The sequence below is a fragment of the Micromonospora sp. NBC_01699 genome, assembly GCF_036250065.1.
Classification (GTDB): Bacteria; Actinomycetota; Actinomycetes; order Mycobacteriales; family Micromonosporaceae; genus Micromonospora_G.
In genome coordinates, this window is record NZ_CP109199.1 from 7,411,926 (window position 1) to 7,423,915 (window position 11,990).

At 72.1% G+C, this 11,990-nt stretch carries 13 protein-coding genes; 7 read left to right on the plus strand and 6 right to left on the minus strand.

From position 1 onward, the window contains the following. The first annotated feature begins 134 nt into the window (after positions 1–134). From OG792_RS30505 to OG792_RS30515, 3 genes are all read left to right on the plus strand, one after another. Positions 135–890, plus strand: a complete 756-nt coding sequence (locus tag OG792_RS30505) for an HAD family hydrolase (protein ID WP_329104711.1) — start codon at positions 135–137, stop codon at positions 888–890. 90 nt (positions 891–980) lie between these two features. Then, a complete protein-coding gene (locus OG792_RS30510; RefSeq protein WP_329111535.1) occupies positions 981–1,448 on the plus strand; it encodes a hypothetical protein in 468 nt (155 codons plus the stop codon). Between the two features lie 139 nt (positions 1,449–1,587). Then, a complete protein-coding gene (locus tag OG792_RS30515) occupies positions 1,588–2,112 on the plus strand; it encodes an SgcJ/EcaC family oxidoreductase (protein WP_329104713.1) in 525 nt (174 codons plus the stop codon). 79 nt (positions 2,113–2,191) lie between these two features. Here OG792_RS30515 and OG792_RS30520 read toward each other — a convergent pair whose 3' ends face one another. Then, positions 2,192–3,061, minus strand: a complete 870-nt coding sequence (locus OG792_RS30520; protein WP_329104714.1) for a PhzF family phenazine biosynthesis protein — start codon at positions 3,059–3,061, stop codon at positions 2,192–2,194. Positions 3,062–3,094: 33 nt separating this feature from the next. Here OG792_RS30520 and OG792_RS30525 point away from each other — a divergent pair, with 33 nt between their 5' ends. The 3 genes from OG792_RS30525 (at position 3,095) to OG792_RS30535 (ending at position 6,223) form a co-directional block, all read left to right on the plus strand. Next, complete coding sequence (locus tag OG792_RS30525; protein ID WP_329104716.1) at positions 3,095–4,411, plus strand: magnesium transporter MgtE N-terminal domain-containing protein; 1,317 nt, start codon at positions 3,095–3,097, stop codon at positions 4,409–4,411. Next, entirely contained in the window at positions 4,404–4,997 is a 594-nt protein-coding gene (locus OG792_RS30530) for a DUF1003 domain-containing protein (RefSeq protein WP_329104718.1), read from the plus strand. Before OG792_RS30525 ends, OG792_RS30530 begins: the two co-directional genes overlap by 8 nt. Before the next feature lie 74 nt (positions 4,998–5,071). Further along, entirely contained in the window at positions 5,072–6,223 is a 1,152-nt protein-coding gene (locus OG792_RS30535) for an Mrp/NBP35 family ATP-binding protein (RefSeq protein ID WP_329104720.1), read from the plus strand. A gap of 72 nt (positions 6,224–6,295) precedes the next feature. Here OG792_RS30535 and OG792_RS30540 read toward each other — a convergent pair whose 3' ends face one another. Continuing rightward, positions 6,296–6,751 (minus strand): preprotein translocase subunit TatB, encoded by a 456-nt coding sequence (locus OG792_RS30540; protein WP_329104722.1) that lies wholly within the window; start codon positions 6,749–6,751, stop codon positions 6,296–6,298. Positions 6,752–6,826: 75 nt separating this feature from the next. Beyond that, entirely contained in the window at positions 6,827–8,146 is a 1,320-nt protein-coding gene (locus tag OG792_RS30545) for a S1C family serine protease (protein WP_442932516.1), read from the minus strand. Positions 8,147–8,451: 305 nt separating this feature from the next. On the opposite strand from OG792_RS30545, the gene OG792_RS30550 reads away from it, so the two are divergent. Beyond that, positions 8,452–9,078, plus strand: coding sequence for an O-methyltransferase (locus tag OG792_RS30550; RefSeq protein ID WP_329111538.1), 627 nt, complete (start codon positions 8,452–8,454; stop codon positions 9,076–9,078). A gap of 9 nt (positions 9,079–9,087) precedes the next feature. On the opposite strand, the gene OG792_RS30555 is transcribed toward OG792_RS30550, so the two are convergent. The 3 genes from OG792_RS30555 to OG792_RS30565 all read right to left on the minus strand — a co-directional run bounded on the left by OG792_RS30555 (position 9,088) and on the right by OG792_RS30565 (position 11,885). Beyond that, complete coding sequence (locus OG792_RS30555) at positions 9,088–9,930, minus strand: MBL fold metallo-hydrolase (RefSeq protein WP_329104724.1); 843 nt, start codon at positions 9,928–9,930, stop codon at positions 9,088–9,090. A 123-nt stretch (positions 9,931–10,053) separates the two neighbouring features. Next, complete coding sequence (locus OG792_RS30560; protein WP_329104725.1) at positions 10,054–11,562, minus strand: leucyl aminopeptidase family protein; 1,509 nt, start codon at positions 11,560–11,562, stop codon at positions 10,054–10,056. A 155-nt stretch (positions 11,563–11,717) separates the two neighbouring features. Continuing rightward, complete coding sequence (locus OG792_RS30565) at positions 11,718–11,885, minus strand: DUF3117 domain-containing protein (RefSeq protein WP_007455245.1); 168 nt, start codon at positions 11,883–11,885, stop codon at positions 11,718–11,720. Positions 11,886–11,990 lie beyond the last annotated feature (105 nt).

An 11,990-nucleotide genomic window follows, 5' to 3' on the forward strand; every position in this document is an offset into this window, starting at 1 on the left:
GAAGATCCTCACACGCGCATCTCGGCCCCTCGAAAGTTCCACACTCCGCTCACCCCGGGCCACGAGACGATCAACACTTCGTTACCATCTGGCCGACCGATGTTCATCGATTTCCTCCCGGAGGCTGGTCCACCATGTCCACATACCGGGCGGTGCTCTTCGACTTCTTCAACACCCTGACCCGGCCGGCGAACCGTGGCCGGCGGCACGCCCTCGTCGCCGAGCGGCTCGGTTGCACCACCGAGGCGCTGCTCGACGTCCTCGACCGGTCGTTCTACCTGCGGGCCAGCGGGGCGCTCGGCACCGCCGAGGCGACCCTGCGCTGGGTCTGCGACCGGATCGGCGTACACCCGTCCGACGACCAGGTACGGGCGGCGGTGGCCGCCCGGCTGGGTGCGGTCCGGGCCGACACCCGGCTGCGCCCGGAGGCGGTGCCGACGTTGCGCGCGCTGCGCCGGCTCGGGGTCGCCACCGCCCTGGTCAGCGACTGCACCCACGAACTGCCGGTGTTCCTGCCGCAGCTTCCGATCGCGGCCTTGCTCGACACGCAGGTCTTCTCGGTCCAGGTCGGCTACTGCAAGCCCGCCCCGGCGATCTACCGGATCGCCTGTGACCGGCTCGGGGTGGCGCCGACGGACTGCCTCTACGTCGGCGACGGCGGCAGCCGGGAACTGACCGGCGCCACCGGGGCCGGGCTGGACGCGGTCCGGCTGAACGCCCCCGACCTCGGTCAGCACCTGGTCTTCGACCCGGACACCGGGTTCACCGGACCGGCCCTGACCTCGCTGCGCGAGGTGCTCGACCTGGTCGAACCGGCGCTGTCCGGCACCGCCCGGCCGGTCACCCGAACCCTTCGTGGCCGGCGGCGCTCGGCGGTTCGCACCCGTTGAGAATGGGAGGATGCGGGGGTGACTGACGAGAATGGCACGTCTGCCCCGGTGGCGTCGGAGGTCGGCCCGTCACCGCTGGTCGAAGAGGCGATGAAGAAGGCCGCGATGGCCTGGGTGTCGGTCGACGGCGGTCCCGGTCTGGCGCTGTGGTGCATGCCCCTGGACGGCGCCCTCTACGTGGTCAGCGGGCCGGGCGAGCAGACCGCGCCCGGACTCGCCGACACCGCCACCGCCACCGTGACCCTGCGCGGCGATCACGGCGGCCGGATCGTCACCTGGCCGGCGCGGGTGACCCGGCTGCTTCCCGGCAGTGAGGAGTGGGGGGCCAGCGCGCCGCTGGTCGCCGCGAAGCGGCTCAACGCCGCCGGTACGGCGACCGAGCTGGTCGAACGCTGGGCGGCGGGCGGCTGTGCGCTCAACCGACTGGCCCCGGCCGGCACCCCGCTCGCCGAGGGCGGCTCGCTGCCGGATGGTTCGCTGGCCGCGACGCCGAGACCGTCGCCGGCCGTCCGGCTGACCCACAAGCCGTTCCGCCTGCACCGGGTCCGCCGCCGCTGACGCTGGGCCGCACCCCGGCCGACCTGCTCCCGGAGAGCTCCGCCCGCCGTCGGAGGGTCGATCACCCCCTCGATGCTGGGACACTGTCTACAGTATGTATATTTACAGTCGCAGATGCCTCTCTACTCTAGGAGCGCACGTGCGACGGACCTCCCCCATCCTCATCGCCGGCATGCTCGGCGCCGCCCTGGTCACCGGGGCCGCCATCAGCGCGGCGGCGGTAACGGCACCGACGGTGGTCGTGACCGCCACACCCGTCCCGACCGGCATCCCGGCACAGCCGACCGAGCAACAGATCAGGGATCTCTTCAAGGGCTGGGACGAAGCCCTGGCCACCGGCGACCCGGCAAGGGTGGCCGACCGGTACGCCCCGGACGCCGTCCTCCTTCCGACGGTCTCGAACGAGGTGCGCAAGACCCCCGCGGGGATCGTCGACTACTTCGACCACTTCCTGGAGAAGAAGCCGCGCGGCACGATCAAGGACTCGACGGTCAAGATCCTCGGCGACAGGGACGCCATCGACACCGGCGTCTACGAGTTCACCGTGACCGAGGGCGGTGTGGCCGGGAAGGTCGAGGCGCGCTACACGTTCGTCTACGAGCTGCGGGACGGAAAGTGGCTGATCGTCAACCACCACTCGTCGCAGATGCCGGAGAAGAAGTGACCTCCGGATAACCCGGCGGGCCCACCTCGAACGCCGCCGGCCGGTGCCGGAATCAACCGACGGTGGCCGGTGCCGGAAATCAGCCCACGAACGGCGGGACGGTGATCCGGCCGGCGGCGATCGGGACGACCTGGCCGGCGACGGTGGCGCCCAGCGCCACCCCGTCGGCCGCGGTCACCGTACATTCGAGCAGGCACGGGCGGGCGATCTCGGCACCCTGGCGCACGGTGTACGACGAGCGCCCCTCCCCCGGCAGCAGCCCGCTGGTGACCAGCCACACCCCGAGGCCGAGGGCGGCCGAGCCGGTGCCCGGATCCTCCGGCACGCCGACCCCCGGCGCGAAGACCCGGGCGTACGCGGTGCGCTGCGCCGGATGCCAGGCGAAGACGCTCAGGTGCTCGACCCCGGCCCGTACCGCCGCCGGGGCGTTGAGCACCACCCGGCCCAGTGCCTCCGGTCGGACCGACAGGTACGGGAACTCCAGCCCGCAGCCGGCCACCCGGGGAGCCGGCCCGACGAAGTCGGCGGCGGTCAACCCGACCATGGCCAGCAGCGGCTCCACGTCCAGCTCCGGGCCGAGCGTGGGACCGGCGCCGGTGACCGTGGCCCGGTCGCCGGTCACCTCGATCGGCAGCAGGCCGGCACCGCACTCCTGGATCACCTCACCGGCACCGAACCAGCCGCGCCGACGGGCGGTGACCGCCGCGCCGATACTCGGGTGCCCGGCGAACGGAAGTTCCTGCTCCGGGGTGAAGATCCGGGCCCGGTACGTCGCCGTGGCCGCCGTGGACGGCAGCACGAATACCGTCTCGGACAGGTTGAACTCCCGGGCGATGATCTGCATCTGCTCGGTCGCCAGTGCCTGGGCGTCGAAGACGACCGCGAGCGGGTTGCCGGCGAACGGACGGTCGGTGAAGACGTCCACGATCTCGTACGCCAAGGTCGACATGTTGGTAAAGCCTAGGCGCATAGGCTTGCTCCCGTGACCACGCCGACCCGGGTGTACATCGCCCGCCTTGCCGGACTGGCCGTCTTCGACCCCAACGGAGACCAGGTGGGCCGGATCCGGGACGCGGTCGCCCGACTCCGTACGAGCAGTCGGAACCCGCAGATCGTCGGGCTGGTGGCGGAGCTGGCGATGCGCCGGCGGATCTTCCTCTCGATCAACTGGATCACCACCATCGACGCCGAGTCGGTGCTGCTCGCCAGCGGAACGCTCAACCTGCGCCGGTTCGAGAAGCGCCCGAACGAGTTGCTCGTGCTGGAGGACCTGCTCGACCGCCGGGTGATCATCGAACCGACCGGTCGGCCCGGCACCGTCGTCGACGTGGCGATGGAGTCCAACCGCCAGGGCGAGTGGTCCCTGACCCGGGTCGCCGTACGCGAGCAGACCAGCCGGCTCAGCCGGCGCGGGCACCTGCACCAGTTGGAGTGGGAGCGGGCCGGCGGGCTGCTCGGGTTGCCGGAGACGCGGGGCACCGCCAACCTGCTCTCGGTGCTGGAGAACATGCGCCCGGCCGACCTGGCGAACGCGCTCCAGGACCTGCCGGACGCCCGCCGCAACGAGGTCGCCGCCGCGCTGGACGACGAGCGCCTGGCCGACGTGCTGGGTGAGCTGCCCGAGCACGACCAGGTGGAGATCCTGGCCGGGCTGGACCGGGAGCGGGCCGCCGACGTGCTGGAGGAGATGGACCCGGACGACGCCGCCGACCTGCTCAGCGAGTTGCCACCGCCGGAGCAGGACATGCTGCTCGACATGATGGAACCGGGCGAGGCCGACCCGGTCCGCCAACTGCTGAAGTACCAGTCCGGTACGGCCGGCAGCCTGATGACCTCCGAGCCGGTGATCCTGCCGCCGGACGCCACCGTCGCCGAGGCGCTGGCCCGGATCCGGGACCCGCAGCTCTCCCCGGCCATCGCCGCCCAGGTCTTCGTCGTCCGCCCGCCGATGGCCACCCCGACCGGCCGGTACCTCGGCATGGTGCACTTCCAGCGGCTGCTGCGCGAGCCTCCGGCGGAACTGCTGGGCAGCCTGCTGATCAACGACATCGACCCGTTGCAGCCGACCACCGGGCTGAACGAGCTCACCCGCCGGATGGCCACCTACGACCTGGTCGCCTTCCCGGTGATCGACCCGTCCAACCGGCTGGTGGGGGCGGTCACCGTCGACGACGTACTCGATCATTCGCTGCCGGCCGACTGGCGTGACCGGGACGCGGCGGTGAGCACGGCGGCGGCCGGGGGCGATCTGGGTGCCGGCCGGGCCGACTGGGCCGGAATCGGCGGCGACGATGACTGAGCCACGCCGGTTGGAACGCCTCGACCAGCCGCGCGAACCGCGCCGGCTGCGCCTGCCCCGGTTCGACCCGGAGGCGTTCGGGCGCTGGTCCGAGGGGATCGCCCGCTACATGGGTACGGCGAACTTCATCGTCTACATGACCGTGGTGATCGCGCTCTGGCTGCTATGGAACACGCTCGCTCCCCGGGAACTGCGGTTCGACCCGTACACGTTCACGTTCCTGACCCTGCTGCTGTCGTTGCAGGCGTCGTACGCGGCGCCGTTGATCCTGTTGGCGCAGAACCGGCAGGCGGCCCGGGACCGGCTGGCCTCGGAGGAGGACCGGCGGCGGGCGGCGTTGCAGAAGGCGGACACCGAGTATCTGGCCCGGGAGATCGCCGCCCTGCGGATCGCCCTCGGCGAGGTCGCCACCCGCGACTTCCTGCGGTCGGAGCTGGGCCGGCTGGCCGAGGAGCTGGACGAGCAGGCGCAGCGGCGGCAACGGCTGGAGCAGCGGCAGTACCGCAAGGACCGGCAGCAGAGTTCGGGGCGTCGGGTGCCGGCGGAGAGCATCGAGGAACCGGTCGACGAGCTGGACGCCGAGTAAGCGCGGATCTGATCGATCACACCGGGTGCCCGCGACCGCCAACGGGATCCCGTATGCGACGTACGATGGCAGGCATGTCAGCACCCGTCAGCACCGTCGAGGAAGCGGTACAGGCCGCCCTGGCCACCGTCGACGATCCGGAGATCCGCCGGCCCATCACGGAGCTCGGCATGGTGCGCTCCGCCGTGGTCGGCCCGGACGGCCGGGTACGCGTAGAGCTCCTGCTCACCGTTGCCGGCTGCCCGTTGAAGGACAAGTTGCGTACGGACATCACGGCCGCCGTCAGCGCGGTGCCCGGGATCACCGGCGTGGAGATCGACTTCGGCGTGATGACGCCGGAGCAGCGGCAGTCGCTGCAACAGCGGCTCCGCGGCGGCGGTGGCGCGACCGAGGAACCGGTCATCCCGTTCGCCCAGCCCGGCACCCGGACCCGGGTGTACGCGGTGGCCAGCGGCAAGGGCGGGGTGGGCAAGTCGAGCGTGACGGTCAACCTGGCCGCCGCACTGGCCGCCCGTGGCCTCTCCGTCGGCGTGGTCGACGCGGACATCTACGGCCACTCGGTTCCCCGGATGCTCGGCACCGAGGCCCGGCCGACCCGGGTCGAAGACATGATCATGCCACCGCAGTCACACGGCGTGAAGATCATCTCGATCGGGATGTTCACCGACGGCAACGCGGCGGTCGTCTGGCGCGGGCCGATGCTGCACCGGGCGTTGCAGCAGTTCCTGGTCGACGTCTACTGGGGCGAGTTGGACGTACTCCTGCTCGACCTGCCGCCGGGCACCGGCGACGTGGCCATCTCGCTGGCCCAGTTGCTGCCCAACGCCGAGATCCTGGTCGTGACCACGCCGCAGACCGCCGCCGCCGAGGTGGCCGAGCGGGCCGGCGCGATCGCCCTGCAAACGCACCAGCGCCTGGTCGGCGTGGTGGAGAACATGTCCTGGCTGGAGCTGCCCGACGGGTCCCGGATGGAGGTCTTCGGCTCCGGCGGCGGTACGGCGGTGGCCGAGTCGCTCACCCGGGTGGTCGGCGCACCGGTCCCGCTGCTGGGTCAGATCCCGCTCGACACCCGCGTACGCGAGGCCGGCGACCTGGGCACCCCGATCGTGCTCGCCGACCCGTCCGCGCCCGCCTCGGTGGCCCTCAACGCGGTTGCCGACCGGCTGGCGGTCCGGCGGGAGTCGCTGATCGGCAAGCCGCTCGGACTGCGCCCGGCCGGTCGCTGACCACCACCCGTACCGTTCGGTTCCACCCGCTTGCGAGCGGGTGGAACCGTTTCTTCTTGCCGACCGCTCGGATCAGGTGGCGTCGTCGTCGTACGACCGGGCCTGGACGGCACCCGCCGGGGCGGCGGCACTGCCGTTGACCGCACCCGCCCCGGAGCCGTTGGCGCTCGCCGTACGGCCGCCGTTGCGCAGGTCGGTCGCGGCGGCAACATCCTTCAGCTCGTCGTGTACGCCACTGAGGTCGGACTTGACCGTGTCGTAGAGCCCCTGCAACGGCTTGCGCAGCGCGGCCTCGTCGTCCTCGCTGAGCAGGTGTTTGCGGATGAACGCCTTCGGGTGCAGGTCTTCGAGCTGGATGTCGGTGCCCAACTCGCGGCTCAGGTCGCCGGTGGCGTTGGTGGCCATCCGGCGCAGGTTGCGCAGCATCCGCAGGCCGTCGTTGATCACGGTCGGCAGCTTGTCACCGAAGATCAACAGCGCAAGTAGAAGCAGCGCGCCGATCTCCCACCAGTTCAGGTTTTCGAACACCTCGCCGCCTCCTCGTGCCGGTCCAGGGCAAGACTACGCACGCCGGGGGCGAATCCGGGAGGGGGTGCGGACCGGCTACTTCGCATCTGCGGCAAGTGTCACTGACGCCTGCTGCCGATCGGTACCGCGACGGTACTCGACGGTCACCACCGACCCGGGCGCGTATTTGCGGACCAAAGCGATCAAATCAGTTGGTTCCTCCAGGACCCGTCCGTCCAGCCGGAGCAGCACGTCACCGGTCCGCAGACCGGCACCGGCCGCCGGCCCCGCCGGGTCGACCCCGGCGACGCGTACGCCGCCCTCGGCACCCACCCCGGCGCCGCTGACCTGGGCACCGATCACCGTACGGCGCGCCTTGCCGGTGTCGATGATCTCCTGGGCGACCCGCTTGGCCTGGTTGATCGGGATCGCGAAGGCGAGTCCGATATTGCCCGCCGCCGACTCGTCCACCGCCAGCGACTTGATCACCGAGTTCACCCCGATCACCCGGCCCGCGCCGTCGACCAGCGGGCCACCGGAGTTGCCCTGGTTGACCGCGGCGTCGGTCTGGATCGCGGCGTAGTAACGCACCTGCCCGCCCGGCTCACCGGCGCTGATCGTCCGGTCCAGGGCGCTGACGATCCCCGCCGTCACGGTGTTCGCCAGGGCCAGCGGTGTACCGAAGGCCAGCACCGGGTCACCGACCGCTATCGACTCCGAGTCGCCGAACTCGACCGGCACCAGACCCGGCCGGGACACCTTGATCACGGCGAGGTCGGACTCCGGGTCGGTGCCCACCACCGTCGCCGCCGTGGTGGACCCGTCGTTGAAGACCACCGTCGCGCGCCCGTTGCTCCCCTCGACCACGTGATCATTGGTGATCACGTAACCGTCGGTGGAGGCGACGAAGCCGGAACCGACGCTCGACCCGCCACCGCCGTTGACGCGTACGGTCACCACGCTCGGCGCCAGCCGCTCGGCCACCCCGGCCAGGGTGTCCGGCTTGCGCTGCGCCGCGGCCGGGGCCTCGGTGCCCTGACGACCGAGCACCGTGGTCGGCCCGCCGACCCCGCTGCGGGACGCGAACACGAAGCCGAGCGTGCCGCCGAGCGTGCCGGCCAACAGGGCGGCGACCACCGCGACCAGGAAGACCGGGCCGGTCCCCCGCTGACGCGGCGCGTCCGGGTCGGTGACCGGTTCCGGCAGCGCGTCCGGGGCGAGCGGCGGCGCCTGCACCACCACGGCGGTGTGCGTCCGTGGGTCCCGCCACGGGTCACCCAGCGCGTCGGACCACCAGGCGGAGGGCGCCGACCCACCGACACCCCCCGGTACGGAGGGCGTCGGGCCCCCGACACCACCAGATCCCGCTGGCATACGCCCCGGCGGGCCCACCGGCGGCGGCACAGGTGCCGTCATCGGGGTCCCGTCGGGCTGGCGCCAGTTCCAGCCGTCGGTCACGTGCCCTCCCAGTCCGTCCCGGAAAGCGTTCGCCGACCTTACGGCGTGAGCCGCTCTCCGGTCGGGGCGTACGGGTTCCGCCTCCAGGATTGCACGGATAGCCGAAGAGCATTCAGCGGTTGGGTCCGGCGTGGACGGGGAACCGGTGGGACGACTGTCGATCACGTACGGACGCCCTTAGGCTCATAGCGTCATAGCCCCTTGTCCACCCCTCACCGTCGCGGAGGTACGCCATCGCCATGGTCGCCCGGTCAGTCACCTCGATGACCGCCCAGGCACTCCAGTTCACCGAGGCGTACGTCGCCGAGGACCTGGTCCTCCAGACCGCCCGCAGCCTGGCCCGGGAGGTCGGCCTGCCGGCCATCACGCCCGGTGCCGGCGCGGCCCTGCGACTACTAGCCGCCGCCGGCAGTGCGCGTTCGGTGGTGGAGATCGGCACCGGCACCGGCGTCAGCGGGCTGTGGCTGCTGCGCGGGATGCGTCCCGACGGCGTCCTGACCACGATCGACGTCGAGGCCGAACACCAGCGCATCGCCCGGCGGATCTTCCAGGAGGCGGGCTTCCCGGCCGGTCGTACCCGGATCATCACCGGTCGGGCGCTGGACGTGCTGCCCCGGCTGGCCGACGGGGTCTACGACCTGGTCTTCGCCGACGCCGACGCGACCGAGTACAGCGCCTGCGTCGAGGCCGCCCTGCGGCTGCTGCGCCCCGGCGGCGCGCTCGTGCTGCACGGCGCGTTGGCCGGCGGGCGGATCGGCGACCCGGCCGCCCGCGACCTGACCACGGTGACCGTGCGCGAGATCGTCAAGGCGGTACGCGAGTCCGACGACTGGATCCCGGCCCTGCTCCCGGCCGGCGAGGGCCTGCTGGCGGCGATCAAGCGGGGGTGACCGGGGCGGTCAGCCCTTGACGGCGCGGGCGGAATCCCACAGCACACCCCGGTTCACCCGGCCGGGGTGCAGCGTGACCATGTAGTCGTACAGTTCCAGGGTGGTCTTGGTCCGCGCCATGCCGGCCTCGAAGTCGCGCAGGTAGTCGCGGGTCTCCTCGATGATGTGCGGCCCGTCGTCGGCGCCGTCGCGCTTGTGCCCGGCGACCACCGCGGTGGGGCGCAGCGCCTCGACGGTGTCCAGGGCGGTCAGCCAGGCCGCGATGCCGCCGCTGCCGGCCTCGCCGAGGTAGAGGTGCACGTCGTTGTAGACGGAGTCACCGGCGACCACCAGCCCGATGGACGGTACGTAGAGCGCGGTCGTGTCGTCCGTGTCGCTGTGGCCGAGTTCGACCACTACCAGCCGCTCGCCCTCCAGGTCCAGGGTGTGGTCGGTCAGCGGTTCGGCGACGACCAGCCGGTCGGGCAACTGGCCGGGGAACTGGACCCGCCAGATGTCGTCGAGCCACCGCGGGCCCAACTGCTGCTGCATCCGCTCGACCACGTGCGCGGCCGCCACCACCCTCGCCGTCGGGAACCGGTCCAGCACCACGGACGTACCGAAGAAGTGGTCCCCGTGGCCGTGGGTGATGAAGATCGTGGCGAGGTTCCTGCCGGTGGCGGCGATCCAGTCGGCCAGGCCGGTCGCCTCGTCCACCGTCATCAGGGCGTCCACCAGGATCGCGTCGCGTTCGCCCGAGATGAGGGTGGCGGTGGTGGGGGACCAGGTCCGCTGCGTCCCGCCGGGCGGCAGGTCGTCCGAGACCGCCGGCTTGGGCGGTGCGACGTACGTGGAGTAACGAAGCGGTGCCATGTCGCGTCCTCACGGTTGTCGGCTCGGCCACGGCGTCGAGCCGTCCCAGGCCAACACGTAACCATCCGGGAGCCGTTCCCCGTGGCGTAACAACGGATCACACCCCACCCGAGCGGCAGCGGGCTACCCCAGGCCGCCCAGCCAGCGCAGCAGCGTACGGACGCCGTAGCCGGTGGCGCCCTTGACCACCGGACCGTCGTTGCCCTCGGCCCACGAGGGGGCGGACATGTCGACGTGCACCCAGCGGTCGCGCAGCGCTCCGGTGAACTCGCGCAGGTAGAGCGCGGCGGTCACCGAGCCGGCACCCCGGTCCGGGGCGCTGTAGAGGTCGGCGATGTCGCTGCCGAGGTACTCGACGTAGTCGTTGGGCAGCGGCATCCGCCAGGCCAGTTCGCCGGCCTGCCGACCGGCGCCGATCAGCGCCTCGGCCAGCTCGTCGTTCTCGCTGTAGAGGGCGGCGTGCCGCTTGCCGAGGGCGACCGCGTTCGCGCCGGTGAGCGTGGCGACGTCGATCAGGAGGTCCGGGGCGAGCCGCTGCACCGCGTACGCGAGCGCGTCGGCGAGCACCAGCCGTCCCTCGGCGTCGGAGTTGGTGGTCTCGCTGGTCAGACCGCCGTAGTGGCGGATCACGTCGCCGGGGCGGAACGCCGAGCCGCTGACCATGTTCTCGGCGAGCGGGGCGAGCGCGGTGATCCGTACCGGTAGGTTCAGCGCGGCCGCGCCGATGGTGGCGGCGGCGATCGCGGCGGCACCGGCCATGTCCTTGCGCATCAGCTTCATCGCCTCGCGCGGCTTGATCGAGATGCCGCCGGTGTCGAAGGTGATGCCCTTGCCGACCAGCACCACGTGGATGCTCGCGCCGGCCGGTTGCCAGCTCAGCTCGACCAGGCGCGGGCCGGTGGCCGAGCCGCCGCCGACGGCCAGGATGCCGCCGAAGCCCTCGTCGGCGAGCTGCTCGGGCTCGCGGACCTCGACGGTCAGCCCCGGCTGCTCGGCCGCGGCGGCGACGATCTGGTCGGCGAGCCACCGCGGCGACTTCGTCGAGGACGGGGTGTTGATCAGGTCGCGGGCGAGCCGGGTGGTCCGGGCGGTCACCCGGGCCAGTTCGAGGGCTGGTTCGTGGGCGGCCGGGTCGGCGACCGCGACCAGCACCTCGGCGAGGCCGCCGGGGGCGTCCGCGTCGGTCAATCGGAACCGGTACGAGGCGAGCCACAGCCCCTCGGCCAGCCCGCGTACGGCCTCGGAGCCGGCATCGACCGGCATGGCTATCGTGATCGAAGTCTCAGAAGCGGTACGGGCGATCGCCGCTCCGGCGGCCCGCCAACCGGCCTCGTCGGCGGCGCCCACCCCGACCAGCAGCAGCCGGCTGGGCTGACGCAGCGCCCGGACGGAGAGGTGCGTACTGCCCGCCGAGCCGGTCTGTCCGACCAGCGGCAGCAGGGCGGTCGCCTCGGCCAGCAGGTCGTCCGGCAGGGCCGGTGCGGTCGGCGGCAGCTCGGCCGCGGGTGCGTCGACGGGGTCGGTTTCCCCGGTGGCCGGACCCGGTTCGGTGGCCGTCGCGCCGCTCGGGCGGACGGGCAGGGCGAGCGCGTCGAACCCGGTGGGGTCGGCGACGAGACGGATGGTCAGCACGCCGACCGTACCTCCAGAAGATCGTGGAACGAGCAGGCCGCCGGCGCGTGCATCCGCGCTCGGGCCCGGTTGAACGTGCTGGGCCACCGGCGTCGCCGGTGGCCCAGCACGAACGAAGGTCCGGGCACGCGGCGCGCCCGGACCCCCATGATCACTCAGCCCGCGGCGGCCTTCAGCGCGTCGCCGAGCGCGTTGGCCTCGTCAGGAGTCATCTCGACGACGAGCCGGCCACCACCCTCCAGCGGAACCCGCATGACGATGCCCCGGCCCTCCTTGGTGACTTCCAGCGGACCGTCGCCCGTCCGCGGCTTCATCGCCGCCATGTTGTCTCCCCTCAGACCTTCACCAGGGTCGGTGGGTTGCCCCACATTCACTTCGCCGACATCACCGCGCTCACGGCCCGCGGTGCCGACCAACGATTTTCCCTG